This is a genomic window from Klebsiella oxytoca NBRC 105695 (genome assembly GCF_001598695.1).
GTDB classification, from domain to species: domain Bacteria; phylum Pseudomonadota; class Gammaproteobacteria; order Enterobacterales; family Enterobacteriaceae; genus Klebsiella; species Klebsiella oxytoca.
In genome coordinates, this window is the sequence record NZ_BCZK01000012.1 from 82,358 (window position 1) to 102,572 (window position 20,215).

Annotated in this window: 22 protein-coding genes and 3 tRNA genes; 10 read left to right on the top strand and 15 right to left on the bottom strand. The window is 53.0% G+C overall.

Going from position 1 to position 20,215, the window contains the following annotated elements:
- Positions 1–270 precede the first annotated feature (270 nt).
- The 9 genes from KO1_RS19840 to KO1_RS19875 form a co-directional block, all read right to left on the bottom strand.
- Positions 271–1,548, bottom strand: a complete 1,278-nt coding sequence (locus tag KO1_RS19840) for a NupC/NupG family nucleoside CNT transporter (protein WP_004108467.1) — start codon at positions 1,546–1,548, stop codon at positions 271–273.
- Between the two features lie 145 nt (positions 1,549–1,693).
- The gene (locus KO1_RS19845) at positions 1,694–2,473 is read right to left on the bottom strand and encodes a metal-dependent hydrolase (protein ID WP_016809137.1); all 780 of its coding nucleotides are present in this window, start codon (positions 2,471–2,473) and stop codon (positions 1,694–1,696) included.
- Positions 2,470–3,543, bottom strand: coding sequence for a patatin-like phospholipase family protein (locus tag KO1_RS19850; RefSeq protein WP_004108471.1), 1,074 nt, complete (start codon positions 3,541–3,543; stop codon positions 2,470–2,472). Before KO1_RS19850 ends, KO1_RS19845 begins: the two co-directional genes overlap by 4 nt.
- A 120-nt stretch (positions 3,544–3,663) precedes the next feature.
- Complete coding sequence (locus tag KO1_RS27505) at positions 3,664–3,825, bottom strand: DUF1328 domain-containing protein (protein WP_003856556.1); 162 nt, start codon at positions 3,823–3,825, stop codon at positions 3,664–3,666.
- Between the two features lie 124 nt (positions 3,826–3,949).
- The gene (gene osmY, locus KO1_RS19855; RefSeq protein ID WP_047720379.1) at positions 3,950–4,561 is read right to left on the bottom strand and encodes a molecular chaperone OsmY; all 612 of its coding nucleotides are present in this window, start codon (positions 4,559–4,561) and stop codon (positions 3,950–3,952) included.
- A gap of 217 nt (positions 4,562–4,778) precedes the next feature.
- Positions 4,779–6,368, bottom strand: coding sequence for a peptide chain release factor 3 (gene prfC / locus KO1_RS19860; RefSeq protein WP_004108474.1), 1,590 nt, complete (start codon positions 6,366–6,368; stop codon positions 4,779–4,781).
- A gap of 92 nt (positions 6,369–6,460) precedes the next feature.
- A complete protein-coding gene (yjjG, locus tag KO1_RS19865) occupies positions 6,461–7,138 on the bottom strand; it encodes a pyrimidine 5'-nucleotidase (protein WP_023320295.1) in 678 nt (225 codons plus the stop codon).
- Positions 7,139–7,152: 14 nt separating this feature from the next.
- Positions 7,153–7,599: a ribosomal protein S18-alanine N-acetyltransferase gene (rimI, locus tag KO1_RS19870; protein WP_004110373.1), complete on the bottom strand. Its 447-nt coding sequence runs from the start codon at positions 7,597–7,599 to the stop codon at positions 7,153–7,155.
- Positions 7,568–7,981: a DNA polymerase III subunit psi gene (locus KO1_RS19875; protein ID WP_017145042.1), complete on the bottom strand. Its 414-nt coding sequence runs from the start codon at positions 7,979–7,981 to the stop codon at positions 7,568–7,570. The genes rimI and KO1_RS19875 overlap by 32 nt, the downstream gene beginning before the upstream one ends.
- Positions 7,982–8,139: 158 nt before the next feature.
- On the opposite strand from KO1_RS19875, the gene rsmC reads away from it, so the two are divergent.
- The 4 genes from rsmC (at position 8,140) to KO1_RS19895 (ending at position 9,655) form a co-directional block, all read left to right on the top strand.
- Entirely contained in the window at positions 8,140–9,168 is a 1,029-nt protein-coding gene (rsmC, locus tag KO1_RS19880) for a 16S rRNA (guanine(1207)-N(2))-methyltransferase RsmC (RefSeq protein ID WP_023320294.1), read from the top strand.
- A 167-nt stretch (positions 9,169–9,335) separates the two neighbouring features.
- Positions 9,336–9,422 (top strand) — tRNA-Leu (locus tag KO1_RS19885).
- Between the two features lie 28 nt (positions 9,423–9,450).
- A tRNA-Leu gene (locus tag KO1_RS19890) sits at positions 9,451–9,537 on the top strand.
- A gap of 31 nt (positions 9,538–9,568) precedes the next feature.
- Positions 9,569–9,655, top strand: a tRNA-Leu gene (locus KO1_RS19895).
- Between the two features lie 19 nt (positions 9,656–9,674).
- Here KO1_RS19895 and KO1_RS19900 read toward each other — a convergent pair.
- Positions 9,675–9,914: a DUF1435 domain-containing protein gene (locus tag KO1_RS19900; RefSeq protein ID WP_004110371.1), complete on the bottom strand. Its 240-nt coding sequence runs from the start codon at positions 9,912–9,914 to the stop codon at positions 9,675–9,677.
- Positions 9,915–10,176: 262 nt separating this feature from the next.
- Between KO1_RS19900 and KO1_RS19905 the strand changes: the two genes are divergently transcribed.
- Complete coding sequence (locus KO1_RS19905) at positions 10,177–11,223, top strand: GGDEF domain-containing protein (RefSeq protein ID WP_004110370.1); 1,047 nt, start codon at positions 10,177–10,179, stop codon at positions 11,221–11,223.
- Between the two features lie 110 nt (positions 11,224–11,333).
- Complete coding sequence (gene fhuF, locus KO1_RS19910) at positions 11,334–12,122, top strand: siderophore-iron reductase FhuF (RefSeq protein ID WP_023320293.1); 789 nt, start codon at positions 11,334–11,336, stop codon at positions 12,120–12,122.
- Positions 12,123–12,164: 42 nt separating this feature from the next.
- Here the strand turns inward: fhuF and KO1_RS19915 are convergent, their stop codons facing one another.
- Complete coding sequence (locus tag KO1_RS19915) at positions 12,165–13,508, bottom strand: PTS cellobiose transporter subunit IIC (RefSeq protein WP_004108481.1); 1,344 nt, start codon at positions 13,506–13,508, stop codon at positions 12,165–12,167.
- Positions 13,509–13,849: 341 nt separating this feature from the next.
- Here KO1_RS19915 and KO1_RS19920 point away from each other — a divergent pair, with 341 nt between their 5' ends.
- Positions 13,850–14,308, top strand: coding sequence for a YbaK/EbsC family protein (locus tag KO1_RS19920; protein ID WP_004108482.1), 459 nt, complete (start codon positions 13,850–13,852; stop codon positions 14,306–14,308).
- A 13-nt stretch (positions 14,309–14,321) separates the two neighbouring features.
- On the opposite strand, the gene bglJ is transcribed toward KO1_RS19920, so the two are convergent.
- From bglJ to pobA, 4 genes are all read right to left on the bottom strand, one after another.
- Complete coding sequence (bglJ, locus tag KO1_RS19925; protein WP_004108483.1) at positions 14,322–15,002, bottom strand: DNA-binding transcriptional activator BglJ; 681 nt, start codon at positions 15,000–15,002, stop codon at positions 14,322–14,324.
- Positions 14,963–15,685 carry a helix-turn-helix transcriptional regulator gene (locus KO1_RS19930; RefSeq protein WP_004108484.1) on the bottom strand — a complete coding sequence of 241 codons (723 nt, stop codon included), beginning with the start codon at positions 15,683–15,685 and terminating at the stop codon, positions 14,963–14,965. The genes bglJ and KO1_RS19930 overlap by 40 nt, the downstream gene beginning before the upstream one ends.
- 278 nt (positions 15,686–15,963) lie before the next feature.
- Positions 15,964–16,833, bottom strand: a complete 870-nt coding sequence (locus KO1_RS19935) for a helix-turn-helix domain-containing protein (protein ID WP_004108485.1) — start codon at positions 16,831–16,833, stop codon at positions 15,964–15,966.
- Between the two features lie 23 nt (positions 16,834–16,856).
- A complete protein-coding gene (gene pobA / locus KO1_RS19940) occupies positions 16,857–18,041 on the bottom strand; it encodes a 4-hydroxybenzoate 3-monooxygenase (RefSeq protein ID WP_024273698.1) in 1,185 nt (394 codons plus the stop codon).
- A gap of 283 nt (positions 18,042–18,324) precedes the next feature.
- On the opposite strand from pobA, the gene KO1_RS19945 reads away from it, so the two are divergent.
- The 3 genes from KO1_RS19945 (at position 18,325) to dnaT (ending at position 20,213) form a co-directional block, all read left to right on the top strand.
- Positions 18,325–19,101, top strand: a complete 777-nt coding sequence (locus KO1_RS19945) for a threonine/serine exporter family protein (protein WP_004108487.1) — start codon at positions 18,325–18,327, stop codon at positions 19,099–19,101.
- Positions 19,092–19,565 carry a threonine/serine exporter gene (locus KO1_RS19950; RefSeq protein ID WP_004108488.1) on the top strand — a complete coding sequence of 158 codons (474 nt, stop codon included), beginning with the start codon at positions 19,092–19,094 and terminating at the stop codon, positions 19,563–19,565. Before KO1_RS19945 ends, KO1_RS19950 begins: the two co-directional genes overlap by 10 nt.
- A gap of 108 nt (positions 19,566–19,673) precedes the next feature.
- The gene (gene dnaT, locus KO1_RS19955) at positions 19,674–20,213 is read left to right on the top strand and encodes a primosomal protein DnaT (protein WP_004108490.1); all 540 of its coding nucleotides are present in this window, start codon (positions 19,674–19,676) and stop codon (positions 20,211–20,213) included.
- The last annotated feature ends 2 nt before the right edge of the window (positions 20,214–20,215 follow it).

The following is a 20,215-nucleotide window of genomic DNA, read 5'->3' on the forward strand; positions in this document are numbered from 1 at the left end:
TTAAATCACACTAAATAGCCAAGCCCGGGCTTCATGAGCGTACAGCACTTTATAAGCATAAACAGCAAGCTCCGGCCCGACGGAATGTTATTATTATAACATATCCGAACGCGACAACTCGATATCAGCAGGGTCATTTTGTGCGAACAACGGCGAAAAAGAGCACTAACGATGGAAAAACAGAGCGTTGCAGGATGATGGAATTTTAACAATTGTGATAAAAATACCGGCGGCAGCGCCGCCACCGGTATTTTCTCGCTGAAGGACGCGTTATAGCGCGAGGAAGACGCCTGCGATGGTGGCGCTCATCAGATTTGAGAGCGTACCCGCCGCCACCGCCCGCATGCCCAGCTGTGCGATTTCCTGGCGGCGATTGGGCGCCATACCGCCTAAACCGCCAATCAGAATGGCAATGGATGACAGGTTGGCAAAACCGCAAAGGGCAAAGGAGATAATGGCCTTAGTGTGGGTTGAAATGACCTGCAAACCTGCGGCAGCCACCTCGGCGTCGGCTTTCAGATATTCGCCGAAATTCATATAGGCTACAAACTCATTGATGATCAGCTTCTGGCCGATAAATGAGCCGGCCACGGTGGCTTCACTCCATGGAACGCCAATCACCCACGCCAGCGGCGAGAAGACCCAGCCGAGAATCATTTGCAGCGACAGATCCGGGTAGTTAAACCAGCCGCCCACGCCGGAGAGGATCCCGTTAACCAGCGCAATCAGCGCGATAAACGCCAGCAGCATCGCGCCAACGTTAAGCGCCAGCTGCATCCCCGAAGCTGCCCCGGATGCGGCAGCATCCAGTACGTTTGCCGGCGCTTCCGGATCGGCGTCATTTTTTTCCAGCGCCGGGCTATCTTGCGGCTGCTCGGTTTCCGGCACGATAATTTTCGCAAACAGCAGGCCGCCCGGTGCCGCCATAAATGAAGCGGCAATCAGATATTCTAACGGTACGCCCATCTGGGCATAACCGGCCAGAACGGAGCCTGCGACCGAAGCCAGGCCCCCGCACATCACCGCAAATAGCTCAGAGCGCGTCATGGTGGCGATGTAAGGACGCACGACCAGCGGCGCTTCGGTCTGGCCAACAAAAATATTCGCCGTGGCAGAGAGCGATTCCGTGCGCGAGGTTTTCAGTACCGCGCGCAGCGCCCCGCCGAGTATGCGGATCACAAACTGCATAATGCCCAGGTAATAAAGCACGGCGATCAGCGATGAGAAGAAGACAATGACCGGCAGGACGCGCAGGGCAAAAACAAACCCGCCGCCGCCGAAGACCTCAAACATCTTGTCGGAAACCAGACCGCCGAAAATAAAGCCGATCCCTTCATTGCCGTAAGCAATCACGTTGGCAACGCCGTTAGACATGGCCAGCAGCGCCGTGCGCCCGGCCGGCACGTAGAGAATTAACGCGCCGATCCCCACCTGGATAATCCAGGCGCCGAGGACGGTGCGCAGGTTGATGGCTTTTCGATTACTGGAGAGGAGCACTGCGATGGCTAACAGCACCACCATGCCGATAAGTCCCATGATAATTTGCATACAGAATCCCTGTGTATTGATAGTTCAGCGTAAAACCCCGCGATTATAACGGCATGGAACCATCACGCTCATCACAGCTCACACATTTTAGGCAAAACAATGAGATAAAAAGGCAGGAATGAGACACAAGTCACTCAATAAAAGGTTATAAAATAGCAAAAACCTCTTTTGTATTACAAAACATGGTATTAGCTATCTCTTCAGCAGGCTCAGAGCGTAGCTCACATAAGGCGGTGAAGACGCGAGCCGCTTGCTCAGGCCTGTTCGGCTGCCCCTGGAAACCGTTTAACGGCATATCCGGCGCATCGGTCTCCAGTAACAGCGCAGAAAGTGGCAGCTGCGCCATCACATCGCGGGTCTTGCTGGCGCGCGGGTAGGTAATGGTACCGCCAACGCCGATTTTATAGCCCAGCTGGACAAAACGTTCGGCTTGCTGAAGACTACCGGCAAAACCGTGCACCACGCCGGTACGCGGTAAAGCGTGCTTTTTTAGCAGCATCGCCAGCTTGTCATGAGTGCGTCTGGAGTGGAGGATGACCGGCAAGTCGTAGCGTTTCGCCAGACGCAACTGCGCCTCCAGGAGAGAAATCTGGCGCTCGAACTGCGGATCTTCGCGATAGAGATCGAGGCCAATTTCCCCAACCGCGATCAGCTTAGCATCGCGTTTCGCCAGGCAGGCTTCAAGCCGCGCCAGACTCTCTTCTTCATGCCGCTCAATTACTATCGGATGAAGCCCCAGGGCCGCGTAAAGCGGAGCATACTGCGCCGCCAGCCCTAATACGCGGGCAAAGTTATCCGCTTCCGTCGCCGGTACGATGATTTGCCTCACGCCAGCCTGAGCCGCTCGGGCAATACTGGCAGTTTCGTCGCCGGTGAAAGGAGGGAAATCGAAGTGACAGTGGGTATCAATAAATCGCAAGGTCACGCGAGGTCCTCATTATCAAAGCTGGCATCATTGGCCTGCTCAGCCGCGATGACCGGAACCTGAGGGATCTCGTTGGCCACGGGCGCCGGCGGGATAACCACCGTTTTCGGTACCGCAATGCGTGGCGCATGACGCAGCAAAGGAGGCCTGTCGGCCAGCAGTTTACCGACCGTAGCGAGGAAATAGCGCCCGCACTGGCGCCCGGTTTTGTAGTCTTCCAGTAAAGCAGGAAGACGGCTGCCTAACGCCATACTTTTCAATGGCTTCTGTGGATATATTTCCAGAATTCTCAGCTTACCCGGCGGCTTCTCAATGAACTCTTGCGTGGAGCGATAGGTGGTTTCGTGGTGCTGTACCAGATTCACAAACGGCTGCAGGCTACTTTCGCCAAGCCAGCGCTCCATCCGTTTAAACCACTGCGGGGTGTAGTACATCTGCGAAGGCACGGTGCGGATCACTACGATTGTTTGCGCGCCCCGACGGGCGGCCTCCTGCACCGGGATCGCATCGCTGACGCCGCCGTCCAGATAGCTCACCCCATCCAGCATAACGCCGCTGCGGTAAAAACCGGGAATCGCGCTGGAGGCGCGAATCAGATCGAGCCAGGTTTGCTGGGTAGGGGAAAAGTAGTTGGGCGTATAATCATCGCCGCGGCAGGCGCACATCCAGAACTCTTTACCCTGAGCAAAACGGTCTTCAGCATAAGCCATCGCCAGCGGCATTTTTTTGGCGGTGCTGTCGACCAGCCAGTCGAGATCGATGAGGTTGCCTCCGCGGACAAAACGCATCGGGTCGAAAAACTCGCGGGCGGTGGTGTAGCGGGTGATCACCTTGCGGGCATAGCCAGGCTGGTTGCACAGATAGGCCGAGAGATTTTGCGCCCCGGCAGAGGTACCAAACAGCATATCGAACGGGTTAAATCCCGCGCGCATAAATTCGTCCAGCACCCCGGCGGTAAAAATGCCCCTCTGTCCCCCACCTTCGCACACTAGCGCAAGCCTGCCCGGCTGGAAGGGTTTAACAGATAACGGCGTAATGTTGCCCAACGTCACGGGAATTCGCTGCCCCACCCTGCTTTCCTGTCTGGCTTATTATAAAAACAAAGGTAACGCAATTTTTAACGCCCTGAAACAGAGAAAGCCAGTCTCATTGACTGGCTTTATGTAAGACGGTATTTCACTGATTAGCGTCTAGGGACGTCGACGGCCGGTGAACAGGCTGACCAGGAACAGAATAATACCGACAACAAAGACAATTTTAGCAGCCCAGGCAGCGGTACCTGCCAGGCCACCAAAACCCAGAGCGGCGGCAATTAAAGCGATCACCAGAAAAATAATGCCCCATCTAAACATACGTCTCTCCTTACCATAGTTAATGACGGTCGATTTTCTGCGCACTCAGGCCGCGCATACACAACCCTGTGGTGCTACACATCCTGCGGAAAGACCGCAGAATAAATTCTTTTAATGAATGGATTTATTTAACGCTAAGATTGTTCTTCACGCTTTTGACGCCGGAAACGGCTTTAGCAATGCCTTCCGCACGTTCCGACTGCTTGCTGGACTCGACCGTGCCGGATAAATGTACGACGCCATCGGTGGTCTCAACTTTCACGTTACGCGACGGGACGATATCGTCAGCCAGTAATTTAGCTTTGATCTCGCTGGTCACCGCGGTATCGCCCGCGTAGCCCTTCAGCGACGCTGATTTTTCGTTCTGCACGCTAAGCTTGTCGTTTACCGAGCTCACGCCTTCAACGGCTTTAGCTACGCTAAGCGCTTGTTTATGCTGCTCTGAACTATCAACTGTACCGCTTAACGTGACGACTTTATTTTCCGTTTTCACCGAGATATCGGTGCTGCGAATATCCTTATGATCGATCAGCGCCGCTTTCACCCTGGCGGTGATGGTGCTGTCGTCCATAAAGTTTCCGACTTTGTTCATCGAATTATCAACGGCTTGACCGGCATTGCTGGCTGCAGATTTTGCGCTGTCTACGGTCGAGTTTTCTGCATACGCCGAAGCGCTGATTATTGCTGAGCCCAGGAAGAGGGCCAGGAGTGTCTTGCCGCTCTTAAGTCTTGTCATCGTCGTTCCTCGTTATATCTAAGCAGGTAAAGCAAAATAAGTAGTCTATTAAGCCAGGATTCCAAAAATTACTTATTAAATGTAGTAGATACACGGAAGAGTGCGGCATGAACGGGTAAAAAAGCAGGCAAAACGGTAAGAATTAAGAACTTTCCAGATAGGGGCTTCTGAAAGAAAAACGACGTGGAGCGCGGCGAAAACCGCGCTCCGGAGAGGATTAGTGCTCGCGAGTTTTACGGAACTGGACGTCAGGATAACGCTCCTGCGTCAGGTTCAGGTTAACCATGGTCGGGGCGATGTAGGTCAGATTATCGCCGCCATCGAGCGCCAGCTGAATTTCGTTCTTACGCTTAAACTCTTCGAATTTCTTCGCGTCGCTGCATTCCACCCAGCGGGCGGTGGCGACGTTGACCGACTCGTAGATCGCCTCAACGTTGTATTCGCTCTTCAGGCGAGCGACGACGACGTCAAACTGCAGTACCCCCACCGCGCCGACGATCAGATCGTTATTGGCGATCGGACGGAACACCTGCACCGCGCCTTCTTCAGAAAGCTGAACCAGACCCTTCAGCAGCTGTTTCTGCTTGAGCGGATCTTTCAGGCGAATGCGGCGGAACAGTTCCGGGGCGAAGTTCGGGATACCGGTGAACTTCATCATTTCACCCTGGGTGAAGGTATCGCCAATCTGGATGGTGCCGTGGTTATGCAGACCCAGGATATCGCCCGGATACGCTTCTTCCACATGCGAACGGTCGCCGGCCATGAAGGTCAGCGCGTCGGAGATCACCACATCCTTGCCGATACGCACCTGGCGCATCTTCATGCCCTTCTCGTACTTACCGGAAACCACGCGCATAAAGGCCACGCGGTCGCGGTGTTTCGGGTCCATGTTGGCCTGAATTTTAAAGACAAAGCCGGTGAACTTCTCTTCCGAGGCTTCCACGGTGCGGGTATCGGTTTTACGCGGCATCGGCGCAGGCGCCCACTCCACTAAACCGTCCAGCATATGGTCAACGCCGAAGTTACCCAGCGCGGTTCCGAAGAATACCGGCGTAATTTCGCCCGCCAGGAACAGATCTTTATCGAATTCGTTAGACGCGCCCTGCACCAGCTCCAGCTCGTCGCGCAGCTGCTGCGCCAGGTCTTCACCCACCGCCGCGTCCAGATCCGGGTTATTTAACCCTTTAACGATGCGCACTTCCTGGATAGTGTGACCTTTACCGGTCTGGTAGAGATAGGTTTCATCTTTATAGAGGTGGTAAACGCCCTTGAACAGCTTGCCGCAGCCAATGGGCCAGGTGATCGGCGCGCAGCCGATTTTCAGCTCGTTTTCCACTTCATCCAGCAGCTCCATCGGGTCGCGGATGTCACGGTCAAGTTTGTTCATAAACGTCAGGATCGGCGTATCGCGCAGACGGGTGACTTCCATCAGCTTACGGGTACGATCCTCAACGCCTTTCGCGGCATCAATAACCATCAGACAGCAGTCCACCGCCGTCAGCGTACGATAGGTATCTTCGGAGAAGTCTTCGTGCCCCGGAGTATCCAGCAGATTGACCAGACAGTCGTGATACGGGAACTGCATTACGGAAGTGGTAATGGAGATACCGCGCTGCTTTTCCATTTCCATCCAGTCAGACTTCGCATGCTGACTGGAGCCGCGGCCTTTTACCGTACCGGCGGTCTGAATAGCCTGTCCGAATAACAGCACCTTTTCAGTAATGGTCGTTTTACCGGCATCCGGGTGAGAAATAATGGCAAAAGTGCGGCGCTTGGCCACCTCCTGCAAATAAGGAGACAACGTCATAATTCAATCTTCTTAGTAAACGCGGCAATGCGCCGCGCATGTTGAATACGAAAAAATTGCGGCTATTTTACCCATCAATGGGGGGGAGGCAATCAGTGTTTACACAGGAGTTGCTCCAGTTCGCTTAAAGAGGTGACCGTCCAGTCCGCGCGGAGGTCGGCGGGCAACTCGCGTTGATGAGGGTTAAACCAGCAGGTGGCCAGGCCGGCATTCACGCCGCCGCGAATATCAGATTCCGCCGTATCACCCACCATCAGCACCCGTGCACGATCGGGGTTGCCCGCCTGCGCCAGGGCATAATCAAAGATGCGCGCATCCGGTTTAGCGACCCCAACCTCTTCGGAAATAATCAGTAAATCAAAATGATCGCGTAACCCGGTACGTTCAAGACGCGTCTGCTGTAGCGAGGTAAAACCGTTGGTGATGATGCCCATTTTCACCTTACCCTGCAACGAATCCAGCAGCGACACCGCGCCCGGCAGCGGCGAGCAGATCTCCGCCATCGCGTTCATAAACGCGGCGTTCAGCTCACCAGGAGGGACGTTCAGGCGCTCCGCCCAACCGTCAAAGCGCTGATGCTGCAGCTGAAGAGAAGTGATAGCGCCGTTCTGATAATCCACCCACAGCGGCTTATTCACGGCCTGGTAGTCCTGAAAATCCTCTGCGGAAAAGGTCACGCTATAGTCGAGAAACATCCGCTGTAGGCCGCTAAACGAGTCAAACGTAAATAACGTTTCATCGGCATCAAAGAAAATCCAGTCCCACTTCATCGTATCACCTTGTCTTACATACTGATTGGCAGTGCCATAATAATGGCGTCCTCACGTCCGTCGACCGTGGGGTAATAGTTGCGGCGAATCGTCGCCTCGTTAAAGCCTAAGCTTTCATAGAGCGCGATGGCGGCGACGTTAGACGCGCGCACCTCCAGCCACAGCGTGACGACGCCGCGTTTTTCTATTTCATCAATCACCTGCTCCAGCAGCGCTCTGCCCAGACCGCGACGCTGAAAAGCGGGATCGACGGCGATATTAAACAGCGTCGCCTCGTCGAGCACGATTTGCGTAATAGCAAAGGCCGCCATCTCCCCGTCTACGGACAGCTGAAGATTCAAATAGCGATCGCCCTGATTGCTGGCAAACGTCTGCTCGCTCCAGGGGAAAGCGTGGGCGCGCGTTTCAATTTGCCAGGCCCGAGGCAAATCAGCCGCGTTGAGGGTAGAAATCGTGTTCATGTGAGCAGATCTGTTGCCAGAGCGCCATGCGAGCAGGCGTACTGGTCTGAAGTTCATCGAAAGCGGGCGTGGATAGCTGCGCGCCCGCCAGCATCAGCGGCGTGTCCGTACCCAGCCGCCAGCTATTACAGCGTGCGTCCTGAGGCAACATCGCCACGCGCTCAGGCGTCAACTGCATTACCTGCTCCGGCGTCAGGGACAGCGTGCGCAGAATATCGCGGATAAGCGGTTCGGTCAGCGATGGCGGTTCTTCCGCCACCATCACCAGACGAATGTGTCCAGGAAGCGAGATAGCGATTTCACCCTGTAACGCCCCAGGACGACGCAGCGACCACTGGGTAATACCCAGCTGCTGTAATTGCCAGTCTCGTCGGGATGTCATAGCGAAACACTCCTGTTAATTAAGCGCGCAATATAGCAAATACGTCGTATTTGCGCCAACAAACTACGCGGCGGCCGGAGCGCATCCCGCCGCCAACAAAGAGGCAGGCTGAAAGATAACGTGTATAATCGGCGCCAGTCTTAATGAAGGAGTGTTTCATGTCCGCTTTTACCCCGGCAAGTGAAGTCTTGCTGCGCCACAGTGATGATTTCGAGTCCGCCCGCGTTCTGTTTGCCGGTGACCTGCAGGATGACCTGCCCGCTCGTCTGGATACGGCTGCCAGCCGCGCCCATACCCAGCAGTTTCACCACTGGCAGGTACTGAGCCGCCAGATGGCTGAAAACGCCCGTTTTAGCCTGGTCGCGGAAGCCAGCGATGTTGCCGATTGCGATACGCTGATCTACTACTGGCCAAAAAACAAACCCGAAGCTCAGTTTCAGCTGATGAATCTGCTTTCCCTGCTGCCGGTCGGTATTGATATTTTCGTGGTTGGCGAAAACCGCAGCGGCGTGCGCAGCGCCGAGCAGATGCTGGCGGAATATGCGCCGCTGACTAAAGTCGACAGCGCGCGCCGCTGTGGTCTCTATCACGGTCGTCTGGAAAAACAGCCGGCCTTCGATCCCGAGCAGTTCTGGGGCGAGTATCCGCTGGAAAATCTGACGATTAAAACGCTGCCGGGCGTCTTCAGCCGCGATGGCCTGGATATTGGTAGCCAGCTGCTGCTTTCAACCCTGACGCCGCACACCAAAGGTAAAGTATTGGACGTCGGCTGCGGCGCCGGCGTACTGGCAACCGTGCTGGCCAGCCACTCGCCTAAAGTCCGCTTATCCTTATGCGACGTCAGCGCCCCGGCAGTTGAAGCCAGCCGCGCCACGCTCGCCGCTAACGGTATCGAAGGGGAAGTATTCGCCAGCAATGTATTTTCCGAAGTGAACGGCCGCTTCGATATGATTATCTCCAATCCTCCTTTCCACGATGGTCTGCAGACCAGCCTGGAAGCCGCTCAGACCCTGATTCGCGGCGCCGTTCGGCATTTGAACAGCGGCGGAGAGCTACGCATCGTCGCCAACGCCTTCTTGCCCTATCCGAATGTGCTGGATGAGATCTTCGGCTTCCATGAAGTGATTGCCCAGACGGGCCGCTTTAAGGTTTACCGGACGGTGATGACGCGTCAGGCCAGGAAATAGTCCCGCGTTTTTTCGGCGACAGCAGACGCTCGTCGCCGAACTTTACCCTCTCAGTCGCCCATTTTTGCAACAATCAATCCAACTGATACAATTAACTATTGACGAATAGCTGAAAACCACTAGAATGCGCCTCCGTGGTAACGATACTTTTATAGTGTCGATGGTATGCGAAGGTGGCGGAATTGGTAGACGCGCTAGCTTCAGGTGTTAGTGTCCTTACGGACGTGGGGGTTCAAGTCCCCCCCCTCGCACCATAATCCACGTTGATATTGCTCGCACTGGGCGAAGGTGGCGGAATTGGTAGACGCGCTAGCTTCAGGTGTTAGTGTTCTTACGGACGTGGGGGTTCAAGTCCCCCCCCTCGCACCAACGAGGCGATATCAAAAATTAAGAATACTGTGCGAAGGTGGCGGAATTGGTAGACGCGCTAGCTTCAGGTGTTAGTGTCCTTACGGACGTGGGGGTTCAAGTCCCCCCCCTCGCACCAATATTCTTACCCTTCTGCTTTATCCCATCAGCCTCAAATTCAGCAATATCAGCATTATTCCACCGATCAGCGCCACGCATGATGGCAGCAAAACAAAATGCCGTAGCTGCCGGTGCCAAATCATCATCGCTGACATCAGCATTCCCAAAGTGACCAATCCACGCCAGGCATCTACCGACAAATCGGCAAACCCGAGGGCGGCAAGCACTACGCCAGGGATCAACACGCCCCATCCACTCCCTAAAGTTCGCTGCAACATGATTTCGCCTCTCACAACGATAATGATAACCAATACCATATGATAATTTTTATCATTTGTCATCCAGGGAAAATAGCGCATCCTTATTCTTTACGTTTGCGGTAATGACATACATTCATGAAGGTGATAAATTAAACAAAATAATTTATATATTAAATTGTCTGATTATTTCGTAAAAACCTTATTTTACGCACTGTTTTTTATTATTCATTCCAACCTCACATCACTTTGAATTTTAACGATTAATAATGACAACTCCGACATGACTGCACAATCCTGGCGATCCCATTACGAACAGAAATATCAGTATTCCTTACGGCTATTTTTACTGCTTAATTTGGTTTCATCCTTTTTATCTCTGGTCAGCCCGCTCTTTACCGTCATTACATTTACCCCACCTTGCTTTTTGATCGTGGCCTGCAGCGCGGTTCTGCTGCTATGGCACTGGAAATTCGCCCAGCACAAAATAAATATTCCGCTTATTTCACTGATATTTGGTCTGCTGTGGGCATGGCATGTAGCCCTAAAAGCAATGGTGATGGGCCCCCCACATTTTAACTACCTGGTCATCGCGTTATTAAGCGTGCTATTTATCGGCACCATTGCTTTTTCCAGCAATATCATTGCCTTTACGTTGCACTCGTTACCCACCTACGTGACCTGCCTGTTTCTCGGCGGAGGCGAACAGTGGTTGCGCATGTCCTGGTGCTTTGTGTTGCCGATTGCAGGGATCGCCCTGCAAAGCCTGATGCAAAAACGCAGCGATGTTTTCACCCAGGGCCTCATGGATAAACTGTTGAAAGAACGTAATACCCTTAACGATCTCAGCATGTTGGATCCTCTCACCGGCTTGTATAACCGTCGGGGCTTACAAAATCGTCTGGACACCATTCTTTCTTTGGATAGTAGCGAGCATTACGTCCTGCTGCTGGATATTGATCATTTCAAAGCCTATAACGACCACTATGGGCATATGATGGGCGACCAGGCCTTAATTCAGGTCTCCGCAGCCATTCGTAACGCCGTGCGCTCGCGCGATATTGTGGCCCGCTTTGGCGGCGAAGAGTTTATGGTGCTCTTGACCAGCAGTAGTGCGGAAAACGCCCTTCAGGCCGCGGAGCGAATCAGGCAGCGGGTCTACGATCTGAAAATCCCGCATATGTTCAATGAAAGCGTCGCGACCAATGTCACCATTAGTATCGGCATGACGCCGCTCGTAGATGCCGATATCGATAGCGCCCTGAAACGAGCGGATAACGCGCTCTATGAAGCCAAAAATATGGGGCGAAACATTATTCTCGCCAGCTAACCCCTGTATCGCGCAGCAGGGTGTCATCAGGCGGACAAATCGCTTGCCAAGCTGGCGCCCCGGCATTAACATCGGAAATCATTATCATTTAGATTTGTATCTGGCGCGCAATGGCTTACCGTTCACTTGCATTCAATAATGACCTCATCTGGCGGGCCCCGCTGCCTTCGGCTGAGCGCAAACTGGCGAATGCATTACATGACAAGATCGCTGCGCTACGTCCCCATCTGCTTGATTTTCTGAGACTAAATGAAGAAGCCCCCCATCATGCGCTGACGCTTACAGAGTGGTCGCAGCCCGCAATGCTAAGTTCCCTGTTGGCGACCTGGTCCGACCATATTTATCGTAACCAGCCGGGGAAACCCCGTGAGCAGAAACCGCTGCTTTCCCTGTGGGCACAGTGGTACATCGGTTTGCTGGTTCCGCCATTAATGCTGGCGCTGTTGAGTGAAGAGCGCGCCCTTAGCCTGGCGCCGGAGCATTTTCGCGTCGAGTTTCACGAAACCGGCCGTGCGGCCCGTTTCTGGATTGAGGTACATTCGGCGGGCGCCTCGCCGGAACAATCTGCGCAATCAAGGATGGAAAAGCTGATCGCTACGGCTCTCCAACCTGTCGTTCAGGCGCTTGAAGCCACGGGTGATATCAATGGCAAACTTATCTGGAGCAATACGGGTTACCTGATCAACTGGTATCTGGGTGAAATGAAAACCCTGCTCGGAGATGAAAAAATTGCCGCTCTGCGTCAGCACTGCTTCTTCGAAAAACAGTTTTCTGATGGCCAGGATAATCCGCTCTGGCGTACGGTCGTTTTGCGGGAAGGGCAGCTCGTCCGTCGAACCTGCTGCCAGCGCTATCGCCTGCCGGATGTTCAGCAGTGCGGGGACTGCACGTTGAAATAAACAATTGTTAAAAACGGGCGGCTATTTTAGCCGCCCGTTTTTTTATGCCGTTTGTTGACTCTCTTCCGCCATGCGCTGTGCCTCTTCGGCCTCCTGCGCCAGCAGCTGTTTCTCATACACCTTGAAGAACGGGAAGTAGATAATCGCGGAAACGCAGGCGAGAACGACGACCAGAATCGCCGCCCGGAAATCCCATCCCAGCGCCCACGCGCCGCCGATCGGCGCCGGAGCCGTCCACGGAACAACCGAAATCACCCGGCCGATAAGATCCAGCTTCATTGCCGCCCACGCCAGTACGGCGTTAACCATCGGCGCCAGCAGAAAGGGAATAAAGAACACCGGGTTCATCACGATAGGGGTGCCAAAGATAACCGGTTCGTTGATATTGAAAAGGCTTGGCACCACGCTAAGACGACCAATTGAACGCAGATGCGCCGAGCGGCTACGCAAATAGCAGAATACTAACCCCATCGTCGCCCCGGAACCGCCAATTACAATGAAGAATGTCCAGAACGCCTCCATAAAAATATGCGGCAGCGGAGCCCCCTGAGCCAGAGCCTGCTGGTTCATTCCAAGGTTAGTCAGCCAGAACATCTGCAGCATACCGGAAACAATAGCGGCACCGTGGATCCCCGCAAACCATAGCAGGTGCCCCACCAGTACCGCCAATAAAATCGCCGGCAGCGAATCCGCTGCGGAAACCAGCGGTTTAAAAATAGCCATAATGGCCTGGGGGATCAGCATATCGAAATGATGCTGGATAAGCAGACTCAAAGGATAAAGCGTCAGGACGACCACCAGTACCGGGATCAACAGATCAAAAGAGTTTTTGATCATCGGCGGCACCTGATCCGGCAGGCGAATACCAATATTATGTGCTTTAAGAAAGCGCATCATCTCAACGCAGTAAACGGCAACCAGAATCGCGGTAAAAATCCCCGTTCCGCCCAGGCTATCTACCGGCAGGTTACCGTTCGTTTTTGGCGCCGCCACCAGCAGAAAGGCCATAATCGACAGCATGGCGCACATGAAGGGATCGAGCTGATTGCTTTTTTCGTAATGCTTTCCGAGGTTATAGGCGATCGCGGCGCAGATGTAGATAGACATGATGCCCATCGTCATATCGAACGGCGTCAGAATACGCCCTTCAAACTCTTTTGCCAGATCCAGCCAGGCGCGAGCAAATCCCCAGGTGGTATCCGGCGAAAACGGCGGGTAAGCAAATACCAGAAGAAATGAACCAACAATCATAAACGGCATCGCGGAGATGAAACCATCACGAATAGCCATCACGTGACGCTGGGACGAGATGCGTCCGGCGACAGGGCTGATGTAATTCTCTACAAAGCGAAATATCAGATTAAATGCAGCATGGTTAGCAGACATGGCAGCCCTCCTGACAGGCTAGATGAACAGGCCCAACAACGATTATTTTGCCGTTGTGATGAATGCGCTTCTTCGAAGTACCCATCCGTTTGGATAAGCTACCGCCTCTACAGCTCAAGACTTTTCGATTCATCCACGGCTCTTTTGTTATAGGTGAAGCAGGGAAGTTACCTTGTCAGTATTCATATCTAAATGAATAACCGCAACCGGTTACAGTAACCGGTTGCGGCGAATGTGAAGGAGATCCAGAAATTGGAAAGATTCTTGATTATCTATCAAGGATATTTACACTTTGCGAAGCTTGTGACAGATTTTTAACAAGCCTTAATCAGGAGATTCCAATGAGTCTGCAGTCCGTGCGGCAGTTTTTTGCTGACCGCGCCCCCGATATCGAAATCATCGAACTTAATCAGAGTACGGCCACAGTAGCGTTAGCCGCGGCGGCGCATAACGTTGAACCCGGACAAATAGCAAAAACCCTCTCTTTAAAAATAAAGGAAAGGGTCGTACTTGTTGTCGCAAAAGGCGATGCACGCCTGGATAATAAAAAACTCAAGGAAGCATTCGGCGCTAAAGCGCGCATGCTGAGTAGCGATGAGGTCATTACGTTAACCGGACACCCCATTGGCGGCGTTTGCCCTTTTGGCCTGGAAGTTCCGCTGGCAGTGTATTGCGATATTTCATTAAGACAGTATCCGGAAGTGCTTCCAGCAGCAGGTTCAATACATAGCGCCGTTCGCATTTCACCCGAGCGAATGGCGCAGCTGACGGATGCTACATGGATTGACGTTTGTCTTTAATAGACGATTAGCACTACTGGGCAAGGCGCATTACCCTGGCATCATCATTGTTTGCCGATAAGCGCATTAATATATCAGCCGCGCTCAGTAGTCCCATATCAGAACTGACGCCCAGCTTGGTCATGGCATTAAATTTATGCGCCCGAATCGTTTTAATATTGCGCTCCAGCTGTGTCGCAATCTCAGGCAACGAATAGCCATAAGACATATAGCGCAGGATGGTATGTTCCGTCGGGCTCAGAATTTGACTACACATGCCCTGCTTTTGGTTTAGCGAGCTTTCATTTGCCGGGCCGCTGCGTTCGAGAAGCTGCAGCAGATGTTCCTGCAGCTGTAGCCGACAGGCTGATTTATTCAAAATGCCGTGCAGGCGTGAAGGCGTCAGATGGCTAACCAGACGCATTTCAGCTTCATCATTGGCTAAGACAATTCTTTGCATTTCAGGGCAGTAGCGTGCAATCTCATGAAGAAAGAGTAAGCTTTCAAGCCGGGATCGGCGGTTACCTGAAAGAGAAAAAATAATCGCCGAAAAATCTTTAGACTGGAACTCCCGCTTTAATGCCTGAGTATCTTTAAAGAATTGAATGCGATAATTCTTACCACTTTCATTAATTAAAATGTGGCGAAGGGCCACTTCCGTCATCGCACATTTCTCTACGATAGCGACATATCGTGCTGTGAGGTCTTTTTCCATTCAGTTTGATCTCCATAGGCTGAATAAATATTCAGCTCCTTCATTCCCTGTGCACTATTAATCCAGGCATACATCTCTGCATTGCTACGCAAAGACAAGCGGCGCATAGCACTATTTTTCTGCGCACTTATGGTTTTATTGCTCTTCTTCAATAAAGCAGCAATTTGATTAATTCCCCATCCTTTAGCGAGAAGCCGCAACACTTTTCGCTCAGAAAGCGTCAGAATGACCATTTTTTGCTGTTCGTCACCGATGTGTTCCACTTCAGGAGAGAACAATGTCTGGCTGATTCGCTCGGCGGCAAGCCCACCCGCGCGAACCACTTCGATGAGACGTTTTACCGGCTCACTGTCTGAAATTAATGTGCTTTCAGGCCGCATTAATAATTCAACCGCTAATGGGAAACAGGCACTTCCTACCATAAAGACCCAGTGTATATCCCTGTATTGCGTCATTAAGGAGTAGTAGTGTTCACAAATATTTCTTGGATTCTCTATTTCACCGGATAAATCTGCAATAACCAGTACTGCGCGCCGCAGTTGCAGCAGGGTGAGCTCATCCTGAGAACGGCAAAAACTCAGTTCATAATCGGGTAGATGCTCCCCAACAATGGCCTTCAAGCCGGACTGCATAACCGGTATTCTGCTGATAATAATGCCGAACTTACCCTGTCCTGGTAACATAAACCCTCCGCTTCCTGTCGAAGATTCACGACCGGCAGAAAAACAATTGGATGAATAACTTAATAGCCATCATATTATTTTGCCAAAATGAATCTTTATCGTCCCTGGCGAACACGCGGTACCGCGCTCTAAAGCCAATTTATATTATAGGGAGTAACATATTGCTGTTATCCCCGCCAATGATTAACATTAACACAGGTAGTTGTCAGCAATAAATTAGAAATGATTAAAAGCTTCGTTAGATACGCTAACTTAAGATATATTTAATAAATCTTTTTTCATTTTATTTTGTTCCTAAATGCTTTAGGAGATTCGCCGTTATAACGACGAAAGAAACGAGAAAAATAGGCTGCATCAGTAAATCCTAAATAATCAGAAAGTTGTGCAATCGTCATGCTGGTGTATTGCAGATTGCGACGCGCCTCAAGCATCAATCTTTGATGTAATACTCCCAGCGCGCTGCAGCCGTAGAATTCATGGCATAAATAATTCAGATGCGTTGCAGAAACGCCCGCCAGCTTTGCATAAGCGGCTAAGGGCATATGTTCGCGATAATGACTTTCTATCAGTCGAGAAAAATGACGCATGACGCTACGCTTGCGCTCAGCTTTGTCTGCCGTTATCGGCTGCGGGCGATGCTGCCGGTTCAACCACACCAGCAGCGCTCCCAGCAGGGAATGCAGCATCATTTCACGCGCGTCATACTCTTCGCGATACTCTTCGCGCAAAGCGGTGAATAGGGCCCGAATATGGCTCCGCGACGCCTTGACCGGCACGCATCGCGGCTGGCCGAGTACATCCAACTGACTGGCAAACTGACTTTCGAGACTTCCGAGCAGCGGCAGCGCCAGCGACAAGACGTAGCCTTCCGTACCCGGGGAAAAACGAAAACCATGAATACACAGCGCCGGAACGATCTGAATACAGGACTCCCTCATCACGGTCGTCGTACCTTCGATTTCAATTTCCGCCTGCCCTTTGTGCAGATATAGCAGCTGCACCAGCTCTGCGTGCTGATGCAGGCGGATATGCCATTCATAAAGATGGCTTCGCTGGAGTATCGACTCGCAGTGCAGCAGATCGGGCGTCGGCCAGCCCTGCTCTTCGCCATACAGTTTGAAAACGGGAATGGTACTCACTGCCTGCATCGGGACTCCTGAACGGTTTCTCTTTATGCCACGCGCTCCATCGGCAAACCGACATAGTTTTCAGCGATCGTGGTTAATCCGGCGCGTGAGCCAAGATAATAACGCCGATCCGCCGCCTGCATTTTTCTATCGAACTCGCTTTGTTGCGGGAAATCATGCAGCAGACGGGTCATAAACCAGCTGAATCTTTCGCCTTTCCATACCCTATCCAGCGCAAAACGAGAGTAGCTCGCCAGCAGGTCAACGCGACCATGGTGATAATATTCACGGAGGATGCGCCATAAATAGTTCACATCGGACGCCGCGAGATTCAATCCTTTTGCCCCGGTAGGCGGTACGATATGCGCCGCATCCCCCACCAGAAACAATCTGCCGTACTGCATCGGCTCCACCACATAGCTGCGCAGCGGCGCGATGCTCTTCTCGAGTGAGTGACCAATCACTAACTTGCTGGACAGCTCTTCAGGGAGGCGGCGTTTGAGTTCATTCCAGAAACGCTCATCAGACCATGCCTCAACCTTTTCACTGAGCGGGACCTGGAGGTAATAACGGCTTCGAGTTAGTGAGCGCTGACTACAAAGAACAAACCCGCGTTCGTGGTGCGCGTAAATAAGCTCCGGGTTCACCGGCGGCGTATCGGCCAGCAGCCCCAGCCAGCCAAACGGCCAGACGCTTTCGTACTCTTTCAGCACCCCAGGAGGAATACTTTGACGGGACACGCCGTGAAAGCCATCGCAGCCGGCGATAAAGTCGCACTCTAAGCGGCAGTGTTCGCCATTGCTGATAAAAGAGACCGATGGTCGATCGCTCTTTGCCTCATTAATAGTGACTTCGCTGACGCCATAAATCGTCGCCGCCCCGCATTCCGCCCGCGCGGCCATCAAATCCCGCGTCACTTCAGTCTGGCCATAAACCATCACGCTTTTGCCCGCCGTCAGTTCCGTCAGCGCAACCGGTACCCGCTTGCCCTCAAACAAAAATTCGACGCCATGATGCACCAGGCCTTCAGCCTCCATTCGCCGGGCGGCGCCGGCTTCGCGCAGCAGCTCTACCGTTCCGCTTTCCAGAATGCCCGCGCGGATCCTCCCCAGCACGTACTCAGGAGTCTGTCGCTCAAGGATGACGGTTTGAATCCCGGCGTGATGTAACAACTGCCCCAGCAGGAGTCCGGATGGGCCAGCCCCGATAATCGCCACCTGTGTTTTCATAGCATCGCCTCAGTATGGTTAATTATTTGTTTGTTTTTTGTTTATTAAAAGTTTGAATTTGCATTTTTGATAAGTCTGGCGGGAAAAAGAAGGGAGAAATTGGTGCAAAAATTGTACTTTTCACCAATCTTGCGGAAGTGTGGCGGAGTTCAAATTTCAGCGCCCCTCTGGATGCGGCGGTTTTTTACACATTGTTTGATCCGGACCGCTCAGATAAAACGCAACTTCAGGTAAAAGTATCGCCAGACACTACGGCATCGGGCATCACGGACAGCAGGTATCTATGCAAGCAGATCGGGCAACTCAGCGCGCAATCACGCGATTGTGCATTCAATGTGGTCTTTTCTTATTACAACACGGAGCGGAAAGCGCGCTGGTAGAGGAGCTTTCAACCCGCCTGGGCCTGGCGCTGGGGATGGATAGCGTGGAAAGCGCCATCTCTTCTAATGCGATTGTTCTCACCACCATCAAAGATGGCGAGTGTCTGACGTCGACGCGGAAAAACAGCGATCGCGGCATCAACATGCACGTCGTCACGGAAGTTCAGCATATTGTGATTATGGCGGAACATAAGCTGCTGGATTATAAAGATGTCGAAAAACGCTTCGCCCAGATCAAGCCGCTGCGCTATCCACGCTGGCTGCTGGTTTTAATGGTCGGCCTTTCCTGCGCCTGCTTTTGCAAGCTTAACAACGGCGGCTGGGACGGCGCGCTGGTCACTTTCTGCGCCAGCACGGTAGCGATGTATATTCGCCAGGTCCTGACTCATCGCTCCATGCATCCGCAAATCAACTTCTGCCTCACCGCCTTTGTCGCAACCACCATCTCCGGGCTGATGCTGCGCCTGCCGGCTTTCGCCAGCACGCCGACGATCGCGATGGCCGCCAGCGTGCTGCTGCTGGTACCCGGCTTTCCGCTGATCAATGCGGTTGCCGACATGTTTAAGGGACATATCAACACCGGCCTGGCGCGCTGGGCAATCGCCAGCCTGTTAACCCTCGCGACCTGTATTGGCGTGGTGATGGCGATGACAATGTGGGGGCTACGCGGATGGGCATAATCATTTATCTCTACGAACTGGCGCTGGATATGGTGCTGGCCGCCATCCCTGCCGTTGGGTTTGCGATGGTATTCAACGTTCCGCAGCGAGCGCTGCGCTGGTGCGCCCTGTTGGGGGCTATCGGCCACGGCTCGCGCATGGTTATGATGACGGCAGGTTTTAATATTGAATGGGCGACGTTTATGGCCGCCCTGGTGGTTGGCAGCATCGGCATCCAGTGGTCGCGCTGGTATCTGGCTCACCCGAAGATTTTCACCGTTGCTGCGGTAATCCCGATGTTCCCGGGCATCTCCGCCTATACCGCGATGATCTCTGCGGTGAAAATCAGCCATTTTGGCTACTCGGAAGAGATGATGATTATGCTGTTAAGCAATTTTCTTAAGGCTTCGTCTATCGTTGGTGCATTATCTATCGGGCTTTCTATTCCGGGACTTTGGCTGTATCGCAAGCGTCCGCGCGTCTAGCTAACCGCGCCGCCGGTTCGCCCGCGGCGCTCCTTCCTGAGCGACCTCTATGCTACTATGTGTGCAGCTACCCCTCTCTTTTTAGTTGTTCAGAGTTGAGATTGATTTATGTCTTCACGAATATTAACTACCGATTTTAGCGGTCTGGATGACTTCATGCAGGATCACGCGGCGGTGCTGGCAAAATCCACCGCCGGCGCCGTCGCCGTATTTGCCAACAACGCGCCCGCATTCTATGCGCTGACGCCGGAGCGTCTGGCGCAGCTGCTGGAGCTGGAAGCCAAATTATCGCGCCCTAATAGCGATATTGCGCTGGATGCGCAGTTTTTTGACGAGCCGACAGCGGCCCCCGTTGCGGTACCGATGGGTAAATTTCCGATGTATGCCGACTGGCAGCCGGATGCCGATTTCCAGCGTCTGGCCGCGCTGTGGGGCATCGCCCTCAGCCAGCCCGTCACGCCGGAAGAGCTGGCGGCATTTGTCGCTTACTGGCAGGCGGAAGGTAAAGTCTTTCATCATGTCCAGTGGCAGCAGAAGCTGGCGCGCAGCGTGCAGATTGGCCGGGCCAGCAACGGCGGCCAGCCGCGACGGGATGTCAACGCGATTAGCGAACCCGATAACCATATTCCACGAGGATTCCGAGGATGAGC